The sequence below is a fragment of the Actinomycetota bacterium genome, from assembly GCA_019347575.1.
In the GTDB taxonomy this organism is placed as follows: domain Bacteria; phylum Actinomycetota; class Nitriliruptoria; order Nitriliruptorales; family Nitriliruptoraceae; genus JAHWKY01.
The window spans coordinates 179,578-202,225 of the sequence record JAHWKY010000005.1; the positions used below are offsets into that span (position 1 = coordinate 179,578).

Here is a 22,648-nt window from a genome sequence, read left to right on the forward strand (position 1 = left end):
GTCGCCGCTCACCCGTCCGACGCTAGCCGGTGGTCGCGCCCACCGGTGACGGCGGTCACGAACGCGGACGCCTTGGCCAGGGTCTCGGCGTACTCCGCAGCGGGATCGCTGTCGGCCACGATCCCGGCACCGACCGCGTGGTCCACCGTCCCTCCCTCCGAGAGCACCGCGGTGCGGATCCCGACCGAGAGACGGGCGGCACCGGCGCCCAACCACCCGATCGCGCCGCAGTAGTGGCCGCGACGGACTGGCTCGAGCTGCTCGATCAGCTCCATGGCACGGACCTTGGGGGTCCCCGTGATCGATCCGCTCGGGAACGTGGCGCGCAACAAGCTGCCCCAGCCGACGTCGGGGCGCAGCGTCCCGTCGATGCTCGACACGAGGTGCCACACCGTGGGGTGAGCCTCGAGTGTGAGCAGGTCGGGGACGTGCACCGAGCCGACCTCACAGACGCGGCCGAGGTCGTTGCGCTCCATGTCCACCACCATCACGTTCTCGGCGCGGTCCTTCGGGCTCGCTTCCAGCGCCGCTGCGAGCCGCCGGTCCTCGCTCGGCGTGTCACCGCGCGGCCGCGTGCCCTTGATCGGTCGGGTGCGCACGTGACGTCCGTCCGCGACCAGGAACGTCTCGGGCGAGATCGACGCGATGCGGACCGGTCCGTCGATGGCGGCGGCGTGCGGGGCGGGGGACCGTCGACTCAGCATCCGTTCGAGGTCGTGGACATCGCCGCTCCACGCCCCGGTCAAGCGGTGAGAGAGGTTCACCTGGAAGACATCACCGGCTGCGATGTGCTCCAGCGCCCGTTCGACCGACGTGAGGTAGGCCGTCCGGGACATCGAGCTGACCAGCCGCTGGGTGGTCGAGCGAGCTGGTGGACCGGAGACGACGGGGTCTCGCAGCGCCTCGGCGAGCTGCGACCACCGCGCCTCGATCCCGTCGTCCAACAGGGGGCGGCGGACGACGACGACCTCCTCCTCGTGGTGATCGATCCCCACGACGATGTCGGCGACGTCGAGGAACAGCTCGGGCACCTCGCGATCTCGTCGTGCCCGGGTCGGGAGGCGCTCGACGCGGCGTGCCAGGTCGTAGGCGAGGCTCCCCAGCAGACCGCCCGTGAACGGGGGCTCGCTACCGTGAGCCGCATCCGGACGCAGCCCCAGCCGGTCGCACAGCGCGTCGATCGCGTCGAACGGGTCCCGGGGTAGTGACGCGTCGTCCGTTCCCGGTCCCTGCAGACCCGACCCGGCCCCCAGATCGACGAGTCGGTACCGGCCCGCCGGGACGACGTAGGACCAGCGCACCGAACCGGGGGAGCCCGGTGCCGACCGCAGCACGTGCACGGGATCGACCCGTTGGAGACGTGCACGCAGCTGGTCGACGTCGACCCGGCCGTCGGGGCGCCGCGGCGGATCGGAGAGCGCGGCGGCATCGGCCGACGCTCCGGCCCCGGGCCGCGGGCTCACGTCAGGTCGTGGAGGGGACGCTGTACTTGCGACGGAAGGGTGCGTCCTCGAGCGCATCGAGGTCCGACTCGAGCTCCTCTCGGAACTCGTCCGCCTGGTCCGAGTCGGTGAACGTCTGGGCCCAGACGAGGGCTCCGGTCGCGACCACCTGCAGCTGCACGTCGTACATCACCGCCCCGTCGTACCCGGCCCGGGTCCGCGTGAGCACACGGAACGAGGCACGCGGGGACCGCACAGCATCCGTAGCTGGTTCGTCGCTGATGACGTGTCTTTCGAACGGTTGCCCCTGAGGCGAACGGACCGTACTTCAGCGAGCCGTGACGCTGCAACGCGGGCCCCCGGTCGAGCGGCCTCGGTAGGCTCGGATGTCCGCTCGGGGCCAGCAGGGAGGCAGCCGTGAAGGTCTACACGCGTCGCGGCGACGACGGCACGACCGGCCTGCTCTACGGCGGGCGCGTCGCGAAGGACGATCTGCGTACCGAGGCCTACGGGACGGTGGACGAGGCGGTCAGCGCGCTCGGCCTCGCCCGTGCCGACCTGCCGACGGGCCCGCTGCACGATGCCGTGCTGACCGTGCAACGGGAGCTGTTCGCGGTCGGCGCCCAGCTCGCCACACGGTCGAGCGACTGGCACAAGCTCGAGGTCGGCGTCAGCCGCGTCGATCTGGCGATGGCTTCCGCGCTCGAGGAACGCATCGACGCGATCACCGACGAGCATCCGTTGCCCGAGGAGTTCGTCGTGCCGGGTGGTTCACGTCCGGCCGCCGCGCTCGACCTCGCTCGGACGATCGTGCGCCGAGCGGAGCGCGCCGTCGTCGCGCTGAAGGAGGCAGAGCTGCTGCCGGACGAGTCTCCGCTCGTCTACCTCAACCGCCTGTCCGACTACCTCTACGTCCTCGCCCGTGCCGCCGAGGGTGGTGCGTACACGCCCTCTCGCGTGGCCGAAGACGGCTGACACGGGTGGTCATCGACGAGCTCGGCACGAGCATCGAGGTGCCGGACACGCCGGCGCGCATCGTCAGCCTGGTCCCCAACCTCAGTGAGCTGCTGTGGTACGTGGGTGCGGCCGATCGGGTCGTGGGGGTGACCGAGTACTGCGTCGCCCCGCCGCACGGGTTCCCCCGGGCGGAGCGGGTCCGGGGGACCAAGAACCCCGACGTGTCACGGATCGTGGAACTGCAGCCCGACGTCGTCGTCGCGAACAGCGAGGAGAACCGCCGCATCGACGTCGAGCGACTGCGAGAGGCGGGCGTGGCGGTCTACGTCACCGACGCCCGATCTCTGACGGAGGCGACCGGGTCCATCGAAGGCGTCGCAGCACTCGTCGGCGCCGCAGGTCGGGGCGGTGGCGTCGCCGACGCGATCCGGCGCGCCCAGGACGCCGTCGGCTCCTCGCCACCCGTGCGACCGGTGCGCGCCGTCTGCGCCATCTGGCGGGATCCGTGGATGGTCGTGGGGCGAGGGACCGTCGCCGGTGACCTGCTAGTGCGGGCTGGCTTCACCCTCGTCGCTCCGGGTCCGCGGTACCCCGAAGTGACGCTCGACGACGTCGCGAAAGACGACCCCGATGTCGTCCTGCTCCCCGACGAGCCCTACGCGTTCGGCGAGGACGACCGTGGCGCGCTCGACCACCTGCGGGCCCGAACGCGCCTGATCGACGGCACCTCGCTGACGTGGTACGGCCCACGGACCCCCTACGCCCTTCGTGAGCTCAACCGGCTGGCACGCTCGCTGACGAGAGCTCGCCGACGCTCAGCCGCGTCGGCGCAGCGCGGTCACCGCGAGCCCGAGCAGGCCCATGGCCGGCAGGACCGCAGCCGCCCCGGTCCGCGGGAGGCTGGGCGGCGCTGACGCGGGCGGAGCCGCTGGCTCGGCAGGCGGCTCGTCGGCGGGCGGCGCGGCGTTGACGACGGCGTCGGCTGTCGCGGTCGCGATACGGACCTGTGGGAGGGGGTCGGCGAAGGCGGTGATGGCTACGCCGCTGGCGCTCGCCGACGCCTTGGCGCCGTCCACGGACGTCGTGCCGTCGGCAACGGTGACGCAGACGGTCAGCGGTTCGAGTGGCGTGCCCTCGAAGGGGGTGCACTCGCTGGCGTTGACGGGGATCTCGATCACGTCGTACTCACCCGAACCGGGGTCGAGGAACTTCAGGCGAACGAGCGCGGCATCGAAGTCCGCCGTGGCCTCGAACTGGTCGCTGGAGGCGGTGGCCGAGGACGCGCCGATCTCGATGACCACGAGACCGTCCGGGACGGTGGGCAGGTTGGCGGGGGTCGGGACGACCGTGATGTTGACGCCGTGGGCGCTGCCGGTGGCGGTCACCACGCCGTTGCGCGACTCCGCCGTCGAGCTCGAGGGGCCGCCGGCGATGGTCAGGATGGACGTCTCGCTGAGGTTCGCGCTGATGAGGTCGACGCTGTCGCGGACCCGCCCGACGACGCCGGTGGGGTCGCCCTCGGCGATCGGGTCGAGCACCTGCGTTCCGACCTCATCGAGCACGTCCTGCACCGGCAGGTTGTCGGCGAGCGTCTGCGTGGCGGTCACGGCGAGCTCGAACACGCCGGCGTTAGAGGAGGCCGAGGGGTTCTCGGTCCCGGACGCGGCTGCCTGCGCCGAGCCGATCGCGCCCGCCAGCAGCGGGTTCAGATCCTCGGGGATGGGGAAACCGGTGGCGTCGTTGGGGCCCTCGCCGCCCGGCGCCGAGGCGCTCGCGACGCCGGTCGTCAGCGGCTCCTGGCCCAGCAGCATCCCCAAGGCGTTCGCACACGCGATGATGCCGCTGTCGCAGCCGGCGTCGGTCGCGACGGCCTGGATGGTCGCGTCGGTCGAACCGATCGTCAGGCTCTGTCCCGCGAGCGTGACCTCGAGGCCTACGGCCGACGACGAGGCGAAGAAGGCGTGGTCGGCGCTGGCTGGCAGGGCGATCATCGCCAGCGAGCCCAGGACGAGTCCCGTCGCCGTACGTGTGCGGAGTCGTGTCATCACCAGGTTCCTGTTCGAGCTGCGGGAGCTTCGCCACCGGGCGATCCCCCGCCGGCGACGTGGCCCATGTGGACTAGTCCGCGGGACTGTACGTGATGTCGCCCGCCACGTCGTCATCGACGGAGTGGGACGTCGAGACGTGCCGAACCACGCCTGCTTTCAGCCGCCGTAGGAGTGCTCGGGGCCGGGGTACTCGCCCGCGCCGACCTCGTGGGTGAAGGTCTTGACGGCTCCGAGGATCTCGCTGCGGAGGTCGGCGTACGCCTTGACGAACCGGGGCAGGCGGCCGTGGGTGAGCCCGAGCAGGTCGTGCCACACGAGCACCTGTGCGTCGGTCTCGGGGCCCGCGCCGATACCGATCGTGGGGACGTCGACCGTGGCCGTGACGCGCGCCCCGAGCTCGGCAGGGACCGCCTCCAGCACGATGCTGAACACACCGGCAACCTCGAGTGCCTCGGCGTCGGCGACGAGCCGGTCCGCAGCCTCCTCGCTCCGGCCTTGGACCTTGAAGCCGCCCAACTGGTTGACCGATTGGGGGGTCAGTCCGAGGTGGCCCATCACCGGGATGCCGGCGTCGACGAGCTTGGCGACGGCGTCGACCGTGGGACCGCCGCCCTCGAGCTTGACGGCGTTGGCGCCACCTTCCTTCAGGAACCTTGTGGCTGACGCGAGCGCCTGTGCCGGGCCCTCCTGGTAGGTGCCGAACGGCATGTCGCCGACGACCAGGCTGCTGCTCGCCCCTCGCGCGACGGCGCGGGTGTGGTGGAGCATCTCGGCGAGGGTGACCGGGACGGTGGAGTCGTACCCGAGCATCACCATGCCGAGGCTGTCGCCGACGAGGATGACCGGGACGCCGGCCTCGTCGAGGATGCGCGCCGAGAGGAAGTCGTAGGCGGTGAGCATCACGAACCGCTCGCCGCGTTCCTTGAAGGCGCGGAGGTCGTGGATCGAGACGGGACGTCGGGGCGTGCCCGACGGCTCGGATGAGGAGTGGACCGACATGCGCGTGACCTTCCCTGCCTGCCGGCTCCGGGGCGGAGTCCAGCGGTCTGACGGGTACAACGCTGAGAGGTTACGCCACATGCCGCGTCCCACCGAACCCGCCGCTCAACCAGCGTGCGCCGTCCCCCGGAAACCATCGCATCCGGTGGTTTCCGAAGTGCAACGGAAACCACCGGATGCGCGGGTTTCCTGGAAGCCGCGTCGCTGCGCTCCGCGGCCAGCGCGTGCTAGCGCGTGCTAGCGCCAGCCGTTGGTGATGGGGACCCTCCGGTCCTTGCCGAAGGCGCGCTCGGTGATCTTCACCCCGGGGGCCGCCTGTCGGCGCTTGTACTCGGCGCGGTCGAGCAGCCGCGCCACACGGCGGACCGTCTCCTCGTCGGCGATGCCCGAGGCGACGATGTCATCGATGTTGCGGTCCTCCTCGACCAGGGCCTGCAGGATCGGATCGAGGACCTCGTAGGGCGGCAGGGAGTCGCTGTCCTGCTGACCCGGCTTGAGCTCGGCGGAAGGCGGCTTGATGATGCTGCGCTCGGGGATCAGGTTCCACGCCTCGCGAGCGTGGCGTGCCAGTTCGTAGACCAGAGTCTTGGGTGTGTCCTTGAGGACCGCGAACCCGCCGGCCATGTCGCCGTAGAGGGTGGCGTAGCCGACCGCGAGCTCGGACTTGTTGCCGGTCGTCAGCAGGATCCGGCCGGTGCGGTTGCTGATCGCCATCAGGATGACTCCCCGCACCCGCGCCTGGATGTTCTGCCAGGTCACGTCCTCCGCCGCATCGTCCGGTTCGACACCGGCGAACAGCTTGCCGAGTTCGCCCTCGAAGCTGCGAACCACGGGATCGATCGGCACCTGCGCGAACGGCATGCCGACCAGGTCCTCCGCCAGGACCCGAGCGTCCTCCAGCGAGTGCTCGGAGGAGTACCGCGACGGCATCGCGACCCCGAGCACGTGATCCGCGCCCAGTGCCCGCGCCGCCACCGCCGCCGTCAGCGCCGAGTCGATGCCTCCGGACAACCCGATCACGGCTCGGATGAAGCCGTTCTTGTGGCAGTAGTCCCGCGTCCCGAGGACGAGCGCCTCGAACACCTCGGCCACGGGGTCCAGTCGAGGCGCGTCCTCCCGAGGAGCCAGGTCGGGGCGCGTCGTCGTTCCACCGGTGAGCGACAGGCAACCAGCGGCAGGCGCTGCGTCGGCGTCGAGGTCGACGACCACGAGGTCCTCGTCGAACTGTGCCCCGCGCGCCCCGACGGTCCCGTCGGGTTGGCACACCATCGAGTCGCCGTCGAAGACCAGTTCGTCCTGGCCGCCGACCTGGTTGACGTAGACGAAGTGGACGCCCCGAGTGGTGGCGTGATGTCGGACCCAGCGCTCGCGCTCGGTGCGCTTGCCGCGGTGGTAGGGCGACGCGTTGAGGTTGACGACGACCCGCGCGCCGACGTTGGCTGACTCGGCGACGGGGCCTTGCTCGGTCCAGAGGTCCTCGCAGACGGTCACACCGACGGGGACGTCCGCGACGTTCACGACCAGCGGACTGTGTCCCGCCACGAAGTAGCGCGCCTCGTCGAACACGCCGTAGTTCGGCAGCCGCCCCTTCGCGTACGTCGCCACGACCGCGCCGTCCGCGAGGACGGATGCGGCGTTGGTCAAGCCGCGGGTGGCCACGCCGACGTCCCAGTGGTGTCGGTCGGTGTTGTCGGCACCCATGCCTACGTGTCCGACGACCGCGACCGTCCCGGCGGGACCCTCGGCGGCGAGCTGCGCCAACCGCTCGACGTTGGCCGCGACGAAACGCGACTTCAGCAGCAGGTCCTCCGGCGGGTAGCCCGTGAGTGCGAGCTCGGTGAACACCACGACATCGGCGCCGACGTCCGCGGCGCCACGCCAGGCCTCGAGGATGGAACGCGCGTTGCCGTCGAGGTCGCCGACCGTCGGGTTGAGCTGGGCCAGTGCGACGCGGAGGGGCACCCGTCACCTCGATGGTCGGATCGGCCTGTTCGGAGCCTCGTGGTTCACGCACCCGTCACACGGTGCCCCGTTCCCGTAACGGACCTGGAACACGGTCGGAACCGGGGCGAGATGACGCGTCCGTAGCGTCCCTGATCGTACCGGCGGGGCCTCCGTGCCCGGGGGGCCCGCCCTGTCCGATGGATGCCGTGGAAGGGATCACCGATGGGCGAGGTTGCCACCGTCGAACAGATCAACGCGCTCGCCGACACCGTCACGGTCGTGTGGGTCGGTGTCGCGGCGGCGCTCGTGTTCCTCATGCAGGCGGGCTTCGCGCTCGTGGAGGCGGGCCTCACGAGGGCGAAGAACGCCGCCAACATCGTCGCCAAGAACCTCGCCGACATGTCCGTCGGTGCGGTGGCCTACTGGGCCGTCGGGGCGGCGCTGGCTTACGGCGCCAGTAGCGGCGGCTTGTTCGGCACCAGCGGCTTCTTCGCTCCCATCGGCGAGGGAGCGCCGTTCGGCGACGGGGTGCAGTTCATCTTCCAGCTCGTGTTCGCCGCCACCGCCGCGACCATCGTCTCGGGCGCGGTCGCCGAGCGCATGAGGTTCGCCGGCTACCTCATCGTGTCGGTCGCGATCACCGCCCTCATCTACCCGATCGTCACCCACTGGCAGTGGTTGGGAGAGGGCGGATGGCTCTACGACCGCGGCTACTACGACTTCGCCGGTTCCTCGCTGGTCCACATGGTCGGCGGTGTGGCCGGACTCGTGGGAGCGCTCGTGATCGGCCCACGGATCGGCAAGTACGGCAAGGACGGACGCCCGCGCGCGATCCCCGGGCACAACCTGCCGTTCGTCGTGGTCGGCGTGTTCGTCCTGTGGTTCGGCTGGTTCGGGTTCAACGGCGGCTCGACGCTCGGCATCGGTAACGCCACCGACGGGTTCCTCGGCGGCTCCATCGGCAACATCCTGACGACCACCACGCTGGCGGCGGCTGCCGGCGCTCTCGCCGCTGGTGCCGTCATCTGGATGATCTCGAAGAAGCCTGACGTCGCCATGGCTGCCAACGGCGCGCTCGCCGGACTCGTCGGCATCACGGCGGGGCCGGACTACGCCAGCCCCGCTGCCGCAGTGCTCGTGGGTCTGATCTGCGGTGCGGTCGTCGTCATCTCGGTCATCGCCTTCGACCGGCTGAAGGTGGACGACCCCGTCGGAGCGGTGTCGGTCCACGGCGTGTGCGGCGCCATCGGCGTCCTGGCGGTGCCGTTCTACGGGGCGGCGCCCGAGACGATCACGCTGGGGACGCAGGCGCTGGGTGCTGGGGCCATCGCGGCGTTCGTGGCGTCGGCTTCCGCAGTCGTGTTCCTCCTGGTCAAGGCCACCATCGGGGTCCGCGTCGCTGAGGACGTCGAGATCGACGGCCTCGACGTGCACGAGCACGGCGTGGCCGGCTACCCCGACGCGCTCGGGCCGGTCGGGGTCCCCGCCACCCCGCCGGCCGTGTCGGTCATCCCCGCCCCGGCTAGACCCGCCGTCGCGACGGAGTGATCGGATCGGCGCGAGCGCGACGCCGGGTCAGCCTCGCGGAGGCTGGCCCAGCGCCGTTCACACGGATGAAACAACGGTGCAACGGCGGGGGAACGTCGGCGCGGCATCGTTCCGACGGCCGCGAGGGCGGCCCCGCTCGGGAGGACGAAGACCGTGAAGCGAACCATCCGGACCCTCGCACGCATCGGCCTGGTCACGACGAGCGTGTGGCTGGTGTTCGCGGCGCCCGCCGCCGCGCAGGAGATCGACGTCGAGCAACTCGCCTACGCCATCGACACGGTCTGGATCGCCGTGTGCTCGGCGCTGGTGCTGCTGATGCACCTGGGCTTCGGCATGCTCGAGGCCGGGCTGACCCGATCCAAGAACGCCGCCAACATCGTGGGCAAGAACATGGTGACGGTCGCGATCGGCGGGGTCGCCTACTGGGCGGTCGGGGCGGCGTTCGCCTACGGCGGCGACGGCGGGTTCATCGGCACGAACGGGTTCTGGAACCCGGCGAACGTGCTCGGCGACGGGACGCAGGGCGTGTTCCAGCTCGTCTTCGCGGCCACCGCCGCGACCATCGTGTCGGGTGCGGTGGCGGAGCGGGTCAACTTCTGGGCGTACGTCATCTTCGCCACCGTCATCACCGGCCTCGTCTACCCCATCGTGACGCACTGGCAGTGGTTCGGCGAGGGGGCGTGGCTGTTCGATCGCGGCTTCCACGACTTCGCGGGCTCGACTCTCGTGCACATGACCGGTGGGATCGCCGCGCTCGTCGGCATCGCCATCCTCGGTCCGCGCATCGGCAAGTACGGCAAGGACGGCAAGCCCCGGGCCATCCCCGGCCACTCCATCCCCCTCGCGGTGTTCGGCGTGCTGGTGCTGTTCTTCGGCTGGTTCGGCTTCAACGGCGGTTCGACCCTCGCGGCGGTCGGCAACGGCGAGCTCATCGGACTCATCCTGATGAACACGACCGTCGCCGGATCGGCCGGGGCGCTGGCCGCGATGGTGACCGTGAAGTTCGTGTCCGGCAAGCCCGACGTCGCCATGATCGGCAACGGCGCGCTCGCCGGCCTCGTGGCCATCACGGCCGGCGCCGACAAGGCGACCAACCTCTGGGCGTTCGCGGTCGGCCTCATCGCCGGCGTGCTCGTCGTGATCGCGGTCCTCGTCATCGATCGCGCCGGGCTCGACGATCCCGTGGGAGCGGTCGCGGTACACGGGGTCAACGGGGCGTTCGGGACGCTGATGGTGGCCGCCTACGCCAGCGGTGTCTCCAACGGCTCGACCGAGGGCGCGATCTCGATCGGCACGCAGCTGCTCGGCGTCGTCGCGGTGGCCGGGTTCGTCGCGGTCGCTACCGCGATCGTGTGGCTCGTGCTGCGCACGGCGGTGCACCTCCGCGTGAGCGAGCAGGAGGAGATGGACGGGCTCGACGCCCACGAGCACGGCGTGTACGGCTACCCCGACCTCGTGCTGGGGGCGCGGGGCGGCGAGGGCTGAGCCGAACGGCCGTCCCAGGGCGATCGGTACGATGCGGTCCCGCGACCACGAGCGAGCCGCTGTGGACAAGCAGCGTGCAGCTCGCGTACGTGCGGCCTGCATCGCCCCGGGCGGTACCTGCTCCCCGAAGAAGGTCACGTCGGGCTTCAGGACCGTCCCGCGCGCGCGGCAGCGAGGCGCGCCCCGTGGCGCCCTGGCCTGCACCTCCTGGCGCGACCCCCGCGCGCCGCAGGCGAGGCACGACAGGGTCTGGGCGTTGCCGTGCAGCTCGATGACGTCGCGGCTGCCGGCCACCTGGTGGAAGCCGTCGACGTTCTGGGTGATGACGCGGTGCACGGATGCCCGCCTCCTCGAGGGCGGCGAGCGCGTGGTGGGCGGGGTCGGCTCCGCACGAGTACCGTCTCCTCCAGCTCGCGGAGGAAGCGCCACACCTTCTCGGGGTCTCGACGGAACGCTGACGGGGTCGCGTCCTCCATGGGGTCGTAGCGCTCCCAGAGGACGGCGACGCGCCGCGTTCCGCCACGCTGGCCGGGTCCGCTCGCGCGTCGTGGTGAGCAGCCCCTACCGTCGTCTGTCGTTGCGGCGCGCCTGGCACATCCCGCTGTTCAACCTGCCGGTGATGCCCGAGGTGGTGACCCGCGGCGCCGTGGTCACCGAGCCGTTCACCGACCAGGTCGTCGGGCGCTACGCCGAGGCGATCCGCAGCTCGCCGCGCCCCTGGCTCGCCTACTACCGCACGATGTCCCGGCAGGCGGTCGTGGATCGTGTCGTCCGCCGGCTCCGGGGTGCGTTCGGGGCGGGGCGATCCACCGAACCGCCGCGGCTGCGGGTGCCGGCGCGGCTGGTGTGGGGCAGCGACGACCTGGTGCTGCCGGTCGAGCTGGCGCGACGCGCTCGACCTCGGCGCCGACCTCGTCACGCTGCCCGGCGTGGGACACTTCCGGCCGGAGGAGGATCCGCTCGGCCTCGCCCGCGCGAACCTCGCGATCGCCGGCGTCCCGGAGTCGCTCGATCGCGAGGCCGAGGGCGCGTGACGACCCGCATCGGGCTGTTCGTCTTCGACGGCGCCGAGGAGCTCGACTCGGCCGGTCCCTGGGAGGTGCTGGCGGCGTGGGCGAGCGCGTTTCCCGACGACGACATCGAGGTGTTCACGTTGGGCCGGGAGACGGGGCCGATCACCTGCGCCAAGGGGTTGCGGGTGCTGCCGGCGCACACGTGGGAGACGGCGCCACCGATCGACGTCCTGATCGACCCGGGCGGCGAGGGCAACCGCCCGCACCTCGGGGACCCCTCGAACCGCGCGTGGCTCCGCGATCTCCACGAGGGCGGGGCGCTGGTCACCTCGGTCTGACCGGGGCTCTCGTGCTGGCCGCCGCGGGGTCCCTCGACGGACGGCCCGCGACGACCCACTGGGCGTCGCTCGACCTCCTCGCGGAGCTGGGTGCCAACATCGACGTGCGGGCAGCCGACCGCTACGTCGACGACGGCGACATCGTCACGGCTGCGGGGTCTCGGCGGGCATCGACATGGCGCTGCACTCCGTCCGCCGCCTGCACTCCGAGGACCGCGCTCGCGCGGTGCGCCGCTACATCCAGTACGACCCCGATCCACCGGTGTGACCGGCCGGGTACGCCACGCGCGCCCACCACGGCGCGCGACGCGTGCTCACCTGAGCGCCCGCGAGCCGCTGCCCAGCAGCGTCGCACCGCGCGTTGACATCGACGTCGACCTCCGCGCGCCCCGCGCACCCACGCTTCCCGCGGACGCCTCGCCGGACTGGACTTCGGATGTTCCGGACATCGCGTGCCGTCCCGGCACGGTCCGGACGAGGGCACCGCAACGGGGCGGTGCCCCGAGTTCGGAGGTAGATCAGTGCGACGACGAGCGACCCTCACCATGCTGACCGCGGCGACCCTGACCCTGGCCGGCGGCACCGCCAGCGCAGGGGTGGCACCCGACGACCGACCCGATCGCGACCGAGGGCGCGACGCCGCGGTGATCGGGGCCGAGCACCCGGAGGCCATCGACGGGCACTACATCGTGGTGTTCCACAAGGACGCCCCACCGGGTGCCGAACGCGACGCCCGGCACGACGTGCGCCGGCGCGGAGCAACGGTCCATCACCGGTACGGAGCGGCACTGCGCGGCTTCGCCGCCGAGATGGACGCCGGTGCCGTCCGGGGCCTGCGGCGCAACCCGCACGTCGCCTACCTCGAAGCGGACCGGCACCTGCGGCTGACCGCCACGCAGACCGACGCCACCTGGGGCCTCGACCGCATCGACCAGCGCTCGCTCCCGCTCGACACCACCTACAGCTACACCGCCAGCGGGGTGGACGTCCACGCCTACGTCATCGACACCGGCATCCGGGCGACGCACACCGAGTTCACCGGACGCATCGGCACCGGTCGTGACGTCATCGGTAACGACAGTGACCCCAACGACTGCAACGGCCACGGCACGCACGTGGCGGGGACGCTCGGCGGCACCACCTACGGGGTCGCCAAGGCGGTAACGCTGCACGGCGTCCGCGTCCTCAACTGCTCCGGGAGCGGCACCCTGTCGGGAGTGATCGCCGGCGTGGACTGGGTCACCCAGAACCGCGTGCACCCTGCGGTGGCGAACATGAGCCTGGGAGGCGGCGCGTCCAGCTCGCTGGACTCCGCCGTGCGCAACTCCATCAGCGCGGGCGTCACCTACGCGGTCGCCGCCGGCAACGACAGCGCCGACGCCTGCACGGGCTCGCCATCGCGGGTCTCCGAGGCGATCACGGTCGCCGCCTCGACATCGAGCGACGCCCGAGCGTCGTTCTCCAACTGGGGGTCGTGCGTCGACCTGTTCGCGCCGGGATCGTCGATCACCTCGGCGTGGCGCACCAGCGACACCGCGACCCGGACAATCAGCGGCACGTCGATGGCGTCGCCGCACGTCGCGGGCACGGCCGCTCTCTACCTCGAGACCAACCCGAGCGCGACCCCCGCGCAGGTGGTGGACGCCGTCAACGGCACCGCGACCACGGGCGTGATCAGCGATGTCCGCGGCTCTCCCAACCGGCTGGTGTACTCGCTGCTCGATGGCGCCGCGCCGCCGCCCGAGCCGGAACCCGAGCCGGAACCGGGCTGCGGCCTGCCGGAGACCTACAGCGGGTCGCTGTCGGGCACCGGCGACGCCGACTACCACCCCGACGGGGCCTACTACTACGCGCCGTCGGGAACCCACCGCGGCTGCCTCCACGGTCCGTCCTCAGCGGACTTCGACCTCTACCTGTACCGCTGGAACAGCTTCTGGGGGTACTGGCAGCTGGTCGCGGCGAGCGAGAGCGTGACCTCGGAGGAGTCGATCAGCTACGACGGTTCGTCGGGTTACTACCTGTGGGAGGTCTACTCCTACAGCGGGTCGGGCAGCTACACGCTGGAGCTCCAGCGACCCTGAGCGTCCAGCCGATGGTGAAGCGTGCGAGCAACCGGCGCAGGCGCCGGTTGCTCGCACGCACCCGCCAGGGGCCGACGATCTCGGCGTGGGCAACCGGCGGATGCGCCGGTTCCCGGCGATAGGGCGCTTCCGCGGAAGCGGCCGGGCTCGGAAGTCGTGCGGGTCGGGTGGGGGCCGAGAACGGCGAACAGGCGTGAAACCTGCGTGGAACCTCGCCCCGACAGCCTCGTTCTCGGGCAAGGGAGTCTTCCTCGCACCGCCGAAGACCAAGGCGGGGATCCGGACCGCGCCGTTCCGAGCTACGCCCTGGAGGCGCTCTCGGAGCACCTCAGACCTTCCCACGGGCCGAGATCTCGCTGCCATGGGGTGAGCCCGACGGTGAGAGGTCACGGCGAGGCTGGTGTTCCTCGCGACCAGAGGTGGACCGATCCTGCGCACGACCCTCAACGGCCGCTGGGCGCGGATGGCGAAGCGGGCGGGCGTGCCGTCGACCCCCCACGATCGGCGCCACCACTACGCTTCCATCCTGATCGACGGAGGCGAGTCGGTGAAGGTCGTACAGGAACGTCTCGGTCACGCGAGCGCGACCGAGATGCTGGACACGTACTCTCACCTGTGGCCGTCGTCGGATGAGCGGACACGTACCGTGGTAGAGCGCGCCTGGGGCGATGTTCCCGCGGAACGCACGCGGAATGAAGAGACCTCCTAACCCGCTGACCAGGGGAAACGCCGAGTATGGACAAGCAGCAGGAGTACGTGCTGCGGACGGTCGAGGAGCGGGACATCCGCTTCATCCGGCTGTGGTTCACCGACGTCCTCGGCTTCCTCAAGTCGGTGGCGATCACGGCGGCCGAACTCGAGGGGGCGTTCGCCGAGGGCATCGGGTTCGACGGCTCGGCGATCGACGGCTTCGCGCGCACGCATGAGTCCGACATGCTGGCCGTGCCCGACGCGAGCACGTTCCAGGTACTACCGTGGCGCCCCGAGTCCCAGGGCGTGGCGCGGATGTTCTGCGACATCCTCACGCCGGACGGGCAGGCCTTCGCCGCCGATCCGCGTCAGGTCCTGCGTCGCAACCTGCAGCGGGCGGCGGAGATGGGCTTCACCTTCTACGTCCACCCCGAGATGGAGTTCTTCCTCTTCAAGGGCCCCGAGGATCCCACGCCGCTCGACAACGGCTCGTACTTCGACATGACGCCCCTCGACATCCAGCAGGACTTCCGCCGCCAGGCGATCAACACCCTCGAGAAGATGTCCATCAGCGTCGAGTACAGCCACCACGAGGTCGCCCCTAGCCAGCACGAGATCGACCTGCGCTACGCCGACGCGCTGACGATGGCGGACAACATCATGACGTTCCGCCTCGTCGTCAAGGAGACCGCGCTGTCGCGCGACATCTACGCCACCTTCATGCCCAAGCCGCTCGAGCAGCACTGGGGCAGCGCGATGCACCTGCACCTGTCGCTGTTCGAGGGCGACCGCAACGCGTTCCACGACCCCAGCGACTCCTACCACCTGTCCAAGGTCGCGCGGGCGTTCACCGCCGGCCTGCTGCGCCACTGCCGCGAGTTCACCGCGGTGACCAACCAGTGGATCAACAGCTACAAGCGGCTGGTGCCGGGCTTCGAGGCACCCGTCTACATCTCGTGGGGCCGCAACAACCGCAGCGCACTCGTGCGCGTACCGATGTACAAACCCAACAAGGACGTCTCGACCCGGATCGAGTTCCGCGCCCCGGACCCCGCCTGCAACCCCTACCTCGCGCTCTCGGTGATCCTCGCCGCCGGCCTGAAGGGCATCGAAGAGAACTACGAGCTGCCCGAGGAGACCGAGGACAACATCTACGAGCTCACGGCGGCGGAGCGGGCAGCGTCCGGCATCGAGCGGCTGCCCTCGAACCTCGGTGATGCACTGCGCGAGATGGAGCGCTCGGAGCTGGTCGCGGAGGCGCTCGGCGAGCACCTGTTCGAGTATTTCCTGGCGAACAAGCGCCAGGAATGGGACAGCTACACCAGCCACGTGACCGGGTTCGAGCTCGACCGGTACCTGCGCCTGCTCTGAGGTGGGAGGCGCTGGAGGTCGGCTGACCTCACCGACGGCGCGGTTGGCCCGACTGGGCCTGCCGGCCGAGCGAAGCATCCGCGCCCTCCGCGACGCCGGACTGTGGGACGACGACGGCGCCACCGAGGAGACGTGGGAGCTGCTCGCGGCGGTCTCCGAGACCGCCGAGCCCGCAGATGCGCTCGACACCATCGCCGCGATCGCCTCCGAGCATCCCGAGACGTTCGAGCGGATCCGGGCCGACCCCGACCTGCGAGCTCGCGTGCTCGCGGTCGGGGGCACCTCACGGCCGCTGGGTGACCTGCTCGCGCGGTACCCGGACGCGGTGATCGCGCTCGGGGTGTCGGCTCCGGTCTCGGCCGTCGTCGTCGCCGACCTGGTCGCCGAGGCCGTGCGGTCGGCGACCACCGAGGCAGACCGCGCCGCCGGCATCGCCGCCATCCGACGCCGCGCGACCGCCAACATCGCGGCACGCGACCTCACCGCCGAGCTCGCCGTCGAGCTGGTCGCTGCGGAGCTGGCGGAACTGGCCGAGGGCGTCCTCGCCGGCACGCTCACCGCCCTGCACGAGGACATCGGCGGGGCGTCTCCCCGGGCGACGTTGGCGATCCTCGGGATGGGCAAGCTCGGGGGCAGGGAGCTGAACTACGTCAGCGACGTCGACGTCGTCTTCGTCCACGGAGCGGTCAACGGCGACGAGGACGGGGCACGCGAGGAAGCCCGGCAGGTGTTCGAGCGGCTCCTGTCCCTGCTGAACGCGTCGACGACCATGGGGCGTGCCTACGAGGTCGACCCCACGCTGCGACCGGAGGGACGCCACGGTCCGCTGTCCCGCACCATCGACAGCTTCGTGGCGTACTGGGAGCGCTGGGCCAAGACGTGGGAGTTCCAGGCGTTGATCAAGGCACGCCCCGTCGCTGGCGACCGCGATCTGGCGGAGCGCCTGCTCGGCCGCGCTGAGCCCTTCATCTGGCCCGAGCACCTCGACCCCGGCGTGATCCAGGAGGTGCGGGACATGAAGGGCCGGGTGGAGGCCAAGCCGGAGGTGCTGCGCCACGGCGAGCGGCAGGTCAAACTCGGCCCAGGTGGCCTGCGCGACATCGAGTTCTCGGTGCAGTTGCTGCAGCTCGTGCACGGCCGAGCTGACCACTCTCTCCGTCTCACCGGCACCTTGCCCGCGCTCGACGCGCTGGCTCGGGGCGGCTACGTCGCAGAGGACGACGCGCGCGACTTCGCCACGGCGTACCGCCAGCTGCGGAGGGTCGAGCACCGCCTGCAGCTGGCGCAGGAGCGCCGGACCCACACGATCCCGTCGGACCCCGAGCGTCAGGAGTGGCTCGCGCGCTCCCTCGGGTACCGCGCGCTGGGCGATAGACCGGCGCGGGAGACCTTCGCTGCGGATCTGCGCACGGTCCAGACCCAGGTGCGCGAGCTGCACGCGAAGCTGTTCTACCGACCGTTGCTGGAGGCGCACGCGGTCGTGCCGGCGGCGGACGGCGAGCTGACGCTGGAGCCCGACCGGCGCACGCTGACCGAGGCCGCGGCCTACGAACGGCTCGAGGCCCTGGGGTTCCGCGATGCGCGCGGGGCGCTCCGCGACGTGCGTGCCATCACCGCCGGCGTCACCCGTCGTGCCCGCACCCTTCGCGCGGTGCTGCCCGCCTTCCTGCACGTGCTCGCCGAGAGCGCGGATCCCGACACCGGCCTGCGGATGCTCCGAACGGTCCTGGATGCCCACGGCCGCAGCTCCGAGCTGGTCGCCCACCTGCGCGATCACCCGCCGGCGGCGGCGCTCCTGGCGCGGGTGCTGGGCACGAGCGAGGTCGTGGGCGAGCTGTTCGCGACCCAGCCGCAGGGAGCCGACCTGCTGATCGACCCCACGCTGCGGGATGTGCGTCGGACGCGTGAGGACCTGCGACGGACGGCGCTGGCGCAGCTGTCGTGGCAGGACGATCTCGCTCAGCGCACCGCCCTGCTGCGCCGGTTCAAGCGCCGGGAGCTGCTGCGGATCGTGCTACGCGATCTCGAGGGTGCCGCGCCCGTGTCGGTCGTCGGCGAGGAACTGACCGCCCTCGCGGAGGCGTGCCTCGTGGCCGCACTCGAGGCGGTGACCCACGACGAGGACGATCCGGCGGCACGCATGGCGATCGTCGGCATGGGCAAGCTCGGCGGGTCCGAGCTGCAGTACGCCTCCGACCTTGACGTGCTGTTCGTCCACGAGCCCGTGCCCGGAGCCAGCGAGGACGAGGCGACCGCCCACGCCCTGGCGACGGCCGAGCGCGTCGTGCGGACGCTGGGCGAGGTGACCGCCGAGGGCACGGCGTTCGACGTCGACGCGGATCTGCGCCCGGAGGGCAAGTCCGGGCCGCTGTCCCGTTCCCTCGACTCCTACGCCGCCTACTACGACCGGTGGTCGGAACCGTGGGAGCACCAGTCCCTGCTGCGCGCCCGCTTCGTCGCCGGGGACGATGAGCTGGGGGAGCGGTTCCACCAGCTCACCGCGGAGCTGGCCTACCCACCGGGCGGGGCCGGCCGCGCCACCGAGACCGCGATCCGCAAGCTCAAGGCGCGCATCGAGCGCGAGCGTGTCCCCAAGCGCACCGACGCCAACCGCCACCTCAAGCTCGGACCCGGTGGCATGACCGACGTCGAGTGGACCGTGCAGCTGCTCCAGCAACGCCACGGCCACCACGAGCGCGTCGTGCGGACTCCCAGCACGATGGCGGCGGTCGACGGGTTGCAGGACGCGGGACTGCTGGACTCGCGCGATGCCACCTGGCTGCGCGATGGCTACCGGCTGCTCGCGCGGATCCGCAACCACCTGTACCTGCTGCGTGAGCGCAACGTCGACGTGCTTCCGACCAACCCGGACGTGCTCGAACGGCTCGCGCGGAGCCTCGGCTACGGTCGTGGGGGGCGGCAGGTGCTGGAGGAGGACCACCTCCGCGCCACGCGACGGATCCGCCATGTGACCGAGCGGGTCTTCTACGGTGGAGCCTTGACGTGACCGCTGCGACCGCTGCTACCTCACGGGGCGGCCCGTGATCAGCTCGTGGCGCCGCGGGGACTGCGACCCGGTCGATCCCGCGACGGGCACCGTCGGTGGCGCGTTCCGACTCCTCGGCGCGGCCGACGAAGGCACCGTCTCGGTGCTCCACCTCGCCCCTGGTGGCTCGACGCCCGTCGAGTCCGCCGAGGTCGGCCACCTCGTGCTGATCACCGCGGGCTCCGCCACGGTCCACATCGGCGAGGAGCGCCTCCACGCCCGTGCCGGCGACGCCGTGCGCTGGCCTCGCGACGTCCCACACGCGCTCGAGACCGACGAGGGCGTCTCGGCGTTCGTCGTCACCTACCCCGAGGACCGCCAGGCTTGGCGCGTCACCCGGATCGACGCGCGCGGGCGCCGCTGGGTGGTCGGCGTCTTCAGCGACACCGACAAGGCGCGCCACTACCGCGATCTGCTGCGCTCCGAGGCCGGGGCGGGGGAGCAGATCGTCCTCGAGTGACGCGAGCTGACGGGTAGGGTCGGAGCTCCACGTCGAGAGGGTGCGCGTGGTCGCGTGGCGCGAGGGCTACATCAGTGGCGGGGGCACGCGCTTCTACACGCGCGCGCTCGGTCACGGCGATGGCGTCGCGCTGCTCCTGCACGGCTGGCCCGAGACCGGCGACGCGTGGCGTCGGGTCGCCCCGATCCTCGTCGACGCCGGCTGGCGCGTCGTGTGTCCGGATCTGAAGGGCATGGGGCGCTCCGACCGACCGACGCGTGGCTACGACCCGCAGACGCTCGCCGATGAGATGGCCGAGCTGATCCGCCACCTGCACGTCCGCAAGGCCGTGCTCGTCGGGCACGACTGGGGCGGGGCGGTGGCATTGGCGACCGCGTTCCGTCACCCCGGCCACGTCCGTGCCCTGGTCGTGATCAACAGCCCGTACCGACACGTCTCGCTCCGACGCGCGTGGCACATCCCGCTGTTGAACCTGCCGGTGGTTCCAGAGGTGCTGTCGAGACTGGCCGCCGAGCGGCTCGTGCGGGGCGCCTTCGATTTCACCGCCCGCACACACGAAGCGTTCACGGACGAGGTCATCGCCGCTTACGCCGAGTCGGTCCGCACCGCGCCCCGCTCGTGGCTGGCCTACTACCGCACGATGTCGCGTCGAGCCGTCGTCGACCGGCTGCGCCGGCCCACCGGCGGTGATCCCCAACGGTTGCGCGTCCCTACCAGGTTGGTGTGGGGCGCCGAGGATCCCGTCCTGCCGCTGGAGCTGGCACGCCGGGACGCCCGTGACCTCCACGCGGAACTCGTCGACCTACCGGGTGTCGGCCACTTCCCACCGGAGGAGGACCCGCTCGGTGTCGCGCGGGCGATCCTCGACCTCGTCGGCGCCGTCCGCTCCGAGCGGACGAGCGACACCGGCACGTGACATCGGCGTCGCGGTCCGCCCTTGAACCTCCAGCTCAGCCCTCGCCCAAGGGACTCGTCGCCGGGCCCTCGAGCACGTCGCCATCGAGGGCGAACCGTGATCCGTGGCACGGGCAGTCCCAGCTGCGTTCGGCCGGGTTCCACTGCACGATGCAGCCCAGGTGGGTACAGACCGCAGACCGGGTGGTCACGCGACCTGCATCGTCCTTGCTGACCGCCAGGAGCTCGCCGTCGACCCTGACCGTTCCACCCGTCCCGGGCGCGATGTCGTCGATCGTCTCGGCGTCGGGGGAAACGCGGTCGGCCACGAACCTCTTGGCGACGTCGAGGTTGTGCTGGAGGAACCGCCGCGCGGACTCGGTCACGGTTCGGCGCGCAGGACTGAACGCTTCCGCGTGAGGGTTGTCCCGCCCCAGGATGGCATCGGTGATGATGCGTGCCGCCGCCGTTCCGTTGGTGAGGCCCCACTTCTGGAAGCCGGTAGCGACGTGGATCCGATCGGAGAAGTTCGTCGTGCCGATGAACGGCAGCCGATCGTCGGGCACGTAGTCCTGAGCGGACCAACGGAACGGCACGTCGTGGACGGTGAAGTGCTCCCGAGCGAACGCTTCGAGCGCCTGGTCGTGCTCGCGTGTCTCGCCACCCTGGCCCACATCGTGGGTCTCGCCGACGACGATCAGGTAGGCAGTTCCATCGCCTCGGTAGTGGCGCAGCGAGCGGCTCGGTTCGCCAGCTGAGATGTACATGCTCTCGGGAAGATCATCCTCCTCCACCACAGCGGCGATGCCGTAGGACCGTGAGGCGCGGGCGCGGGCGAACTCGAACCCTCGGTCCGTCACGGGCAGCAGCGTTCCGAGCACGATGTGGTTCGCGGTCACCCGTCCGTGGGGGGTCGTGACGACCACCCGGTCGCGGTCCTCACGCACCGATGTGGCGCGGGTGGCACAGTGGATGGCGACGTTCGCGTGTTCGTCCAACGCGCGAGCCAGACCGTCGATGTACGCGACCGGCTGGAACTGGGCCTGTCCCGTGAAGCGCACGGCTCCGTGGACCGCGAACGGGAGCTCGGTCGTGTTGGTCCACTCCGCCGGGAGGCCGAGGTGGCTTGCGGCGGCCTCCTCGCGACGGAGCGCGTCGATCTCGTCGGTGTGCTGTGCGAAGACGTAGGCGTCGGTCGGTTCCCAGCCCGCCTCGATCCCGAGCCGGTCGCAGATCGCTTCGATCGCCCCGATCGCGGCCTCGTTCACGTGCGCGTACGTTCGAGCGGTGTCCTCCCCGTGGCGCTCGATCAGGTCGTGGTAGATCATCCCGTGCTGCGACGTGACCTTGCCGGTCGTTCCACCGGTCGTCCCGGCCGCGAGGTGCCGGGCCTCGAGGACGATGACCTCGACGTCGGCCTCGGCCAGCAGCAGGGCCGTCGTCAGGCCGGTGATGCCGCCTCCCACGACGACGACTTCCGTGACATGGTCGGAGTCGAGTCGCGGGAAGGTGGGGACGTCCGCGGTTGCGTGCCACAGCGACCCACGCTGGACGTCGCCGCTCATCGGAGACCTGGGCGGGCCGGGCGTATCGTGTCGGTCACCGTGGTCCGTTCCTCTTCGGAAGACCCGAGCCAACCAGAGCGGGCGCCACACGGCGCGTCCCGACCCGGCCGTTCGCTGGGGCCCCGGGGCCGATCCGCCTGGCTGGACGGGTTGCGGCGTGGGGTCGCCGCAGCGCGGTCACCCGGCCAGCGCCTGCGCCGCCCGGTCGGGTTCAAGGGCCAGGGGAAACGCGATCGATCCCCGCGGGGCAGCCTCCGTGCCCGCCCTCAGCAGATCACCCCCCCGCAGTGGGCCACCTTGAGGTCGAAGTTCGTGGAGTCGATGTAGCTGATCAGCCCGAGGCCGTCCGCGCCGATGGTCACCGAGGAGGTGGCGCCCACGTTCCCCGGCCAGTCCAGGGCGCGGCGGGTGGCCGCGGTGCAGGCCGCGTCGTCACAGTGGGCCACCTTGAGGTCGCCGTTCGTGCCGTCGTGGTAGCTGATCAGCCCCAGGCCGTCGGCCCCGATGGTCACGGAGGAGGTGGCGCCCACGTTCCCCGGCCAGTCCAGGGTGGTGACGGTCGCGGAGGTGCACGCCACGTCGTCGCAGTGGGCCACCTTGAGGTCGCCGTTCGTAGCCTCGTGGTAGCTGATCAGTCCTAGGCCGTCGCCCCCGATCGCCACCGAGGTGTCGAACCCCACGTTCCCCGCGCTGTCCAGGGTGGTGACGGTCGCGGAGGTGCACGCCACGTCGTTGCAGTGGGCCGCCTTGAGGTCGCCGTTCGTAGC

The 22,648-nt window shown here is 71.2% G+C and carries 17 protein-coding genes and 2 pseudogenes; 11 read left to right on the top strand and 8 right to left on the bottom strand.

Features of this window, described 5'->3' with window-relative positions; all coding sequences use genetic code 11:
- Nucleotides 1-8: 8 nt before the first annotated feature.
- Nucleotides 9-1,463 (bottom strand): anthranilate synthase component I family protein, encoded by a 1,455-nt coding sequence (locus KY469_04985; protein ID MBW3662438.1) that lies wholly within the window; start codon nucleotides 1,461-1,463, stop codon nucleotides 9-11.
- Between the two features lies 1 nt (nucleotide 1,464).
- A complete protein-coding gene (locus KY469_04990) occupies nucleotides 1,465-1,698 on the bottom strand; it encodes a hypothetical protein (protein ID MBW3662439.1) in 234 nt (77 codons plus the stop codon).
- 161 nt (nucleotides 1,699-1,859) lie between these two features.
- Between KY469_04990 and KY469_04995 the strand changes: the two genes are divergently transcribed.
- Nucleotides 1,860-2,417, top strand: a complete 558-nt coding sequence (locus tag KY469_04995; protein ID MBW3662440.1) for a cob(I)yrinic acid a,c-diamide adenosyltransferase — start codon at nucleotides 1,860-1,862, stop codon at nucleotides 2,415-2,417.
- A gap of 5 nt (nucleotides 2,418-2,422) precedes the next feature.
- Nucleotides 2,423-3,313: a helical backbone metal receptor gene (locus tag KY469_05000; protein ID MBW3662441.1), complete on the top strand. Its 891-nt coding sequence runs from the start codon at nucleotides 2,423-2,425 to the stop codon at nucleotides 3,311-3,313.
- Here the strand turns inward: KY469_05000 and KY469_05005 are convergent.
- From KY469_05005 to KY469_05015, 3 genes are all read right to left on the bottom strand, one after another.
- On the bottom strand, nucleotides 3,215-4,444 hold the full coding sequence (locus tag KY469_05005; protein ID MBW3662442.1) for a hypothetical protein: 1,230 nt from the start codon (nucleotides 4,442-4,444) through the stop codon (nucleotides 3,215-3,217). The genes KY469_05000 and KY469_05005 overlap by 99 nt on opposite strands.
- Nucleotides 4,445-4,603: 159 nt before the next feature.
- A complete protein-coding gene (gene panB / locus KY469_05010) occupies nucleotides 4,604-5,446 on the bottom strand; it encodes a 3-methyl-2-oxobutanoate hydroxymethyltransferase (protein MBW3662443.1) in 843 nt (280 codons plus the stop codon).
- 237 nt (nucleotides 5,447-5,683) lie between these two features.
- Nucleotides 5,684-7,408 carry an NAD+ synthase gene (locus KY469_05015; GenBank protein MBW3662444.1) on the bottom strand — a complete coding sequence of 575 codons (1,725 nt, stop codon included), beginning with the start codon at nucleotides 7,406-7,408 and terminating at the stop codon, nucleotides 5,684-5,686.
- A gap of 183 nt (nucleotides 7,409-7,591) precedes the next feature.
- Here KY469_05015 and amt point away from each other — a divergent pair, with 183 nt between their 5' ends.
- Both amt and KY469_05025 read left to right on the top strand, forming a co-directional pair.
- Nucleotides 7,592-8,938, top strand: a complete 1,347-nt coding sequence (gene amt, locus KY469_05020; GenBank protein MBW3662445.1) for an ammonium transporter — start codon at nucleotides 7,592-7,594, stop codon at nucleotides 8,936-8,938.
- A 153-nt stretch (nucleotides 8,939-9,091) separates the two neighbouring features.
- Nucleotides 9,092-10,423: an ammonium transporter gene (locus tag KY469_05025; GenBank protein MBW3662446.1), complete on the top strand. Its 1,332-nt coding sequence runs from the start codon at nucleotides 9,092-9,094 to the stop codon at nucleotides 10,421-10,423.
- An 87-nt stretch (nucleotides 10,424-10,510) separates the two neighbouring features.
- Here KY469_05025 and KY469_05030 read toward each other — a convergent pair.
- Nucleotides 10,511-10,981: pseudogene (locus KY469_05030) on the bottom strand (hypothetical protein).
- A gap of 181 nt (nucleotides 10,982-11,162) precedes the next feature.
- Here KY469_05030 and KY469_05035 point away from each other — a divergent pair.
- The 7 genes and pseudogenes from KY469_05035 to KY469_05065 all read left to right on the top strand — a co-directional run bounded on the left by KY469_05035 (nucleotide 11,163) and on the right by KY469_05065 (nucleotide 20,338).
- Nucleotides 11,163-12,042 (top strand): annotated as a pseudogene (locus tag KY469_05035) (DJ-1/PfpI family protein).
- 277 nt (nucleotides 12,043-12,319) lie between these two features.
- Nucleotides 12,320-13,855, top strand: coding sequence for a S8 family peptidase (locus tag KY469_05040; protein ID MBW3662447.1), 1,536 nt, complete (start codon nucleotides 12,320-12,322; stop codon nucleotides 13,853-13,855).
- A 397-nt stretch (nucleotides 13,856-14,252) separates the two neighbouring features.
- Entirely contained in the window at nucleotides 14,253-14,564 is a 312-nt protein-coding gene (locus KY469_05045) for a tyrosine-type recombinase/integrase (GenBank protein ID MBW3662448.1), read from the top strand.
- Between the two features lie 26 nt (nucleotides 14,565-14,590).
- Nucleotides 14,591-15,916: a glutamine synthetase family protein gene (locus KY469_05050; protein ID MBW3662449.1), complete on the top strand. Its 1,326-nt coding sequence runs from the start codon at nucleotides 14,591-14,593 to the stop codon at nucleotides 15,914-15,916.
- A gap of 43 nt (nucleotides 15,917-15,959) precedes the next feature.
- Nucleotides 15,960-18,923 (top strand): bifunctional [glutamine synthetase] adenylyltransferase/[glutamine synthetase]-adenylyl-L-tyrosine phosphorylase, encoded by a 2,964-nt coding sequence (locus tag KY469_05055; GenBank protein MBW3662450.1) that lies wholly within the window; start codon nucleotides 15,960-15,962, stop codon nucleotides 18,921-18,923.
- Between the two features lie 34 nt (nucleotides 18,924-18,957).
- A complete protein-coding gene (locus KY469_05060; GenBank protein MBW3662451.1) occupies nucleotides 18,958-19,422 on the top strand; it encodes a cupin domain-containing protein in 465 nt (154 codons plus the stop codon).
- A 40-nt stretch (nucleotides 19,423-19,462) separates the two neighbouring features.
- Nucleotides 19,463-20,338: an alpha/beta hydrolase gene (locus KY469_05065; protein MBW3662452.1), complete on the top strand. Its 876-nt coding sequence runs from the start codon at nucleotides 19,463-19,465 to the stop codon at nucleotides 20,336-20,338.
- A 34-nt stretch (nucleotides 20,339-20,372) separates the two neighbouring features.
- Here KY469_05065 and KY469_05070 read toward each other — a convergent pair whose 3' ends face one another.
- Together KY469_05070 and KY469_05075 are read right to left on the bottom strand one after the other, a co-directional pair.
- Nucleotides 20,373-21,881, bottom strand: coding sequence for an FAD-dependent oxidoreductase (locus tag KY469_05070; protein ID MBW3662453.1), 1,509 nt, complete (start codon nucleotides 21,879-21,881; stop codon nucleotides 20,373-20,375).
- A 266-nt stretch (nucleotides 21,882-22,147) separates the two neighbouring features.
- On the bottom strand, nucleotides 22,148-22,648 hold a 501-nt coding region (locus KY469_05075; GenBank protein ID MBW3662454.1), incomplete at its 5' end, for a hypothetical protein.

Coding starts and splice junctions, on each gene's coding strand:
- KY469_05005 (MBW3662442.1), bottom strand. CDS start 4,444: ATGACACGACTCCGCACACGTACGGCGACGGGACTCGTCCTGGGCTCG.
- panB (MBW3662443.1), bottom strand. CDS start 5,446: ATGTCGGTCCACTCCTCATCCGAGCCGTCGGGCACGCCCCGACGTCCC.
- amt (MBW3662445.1), top strand. CDS start 7,592: ATGCCGTGGAAGGGATCACCGATGGGCGAGGTTGCCACCGTCGAACAG.
- KY469_05040 (MBW3662447.1), top strand. CDS start 12,320: ATGCTGACCGCGGCGACCCTGACCCTGGCCGGCGGCACCGCCAGCGCA.
- KY469_05050 (MBW3662449.1), top strand. CDS start 14,591: ATGGACAAGCAGCAGGAGTACGTGCTGCGGACGGTCGAGGAGCGGGAC.
- KY469_05070 (MBW3662453.1), bottom strand. CDS start 21,881: ATGAGCGGCGACGTCCAGCGTGGGTCGCTGTGGCACGCAACCGCGGAC.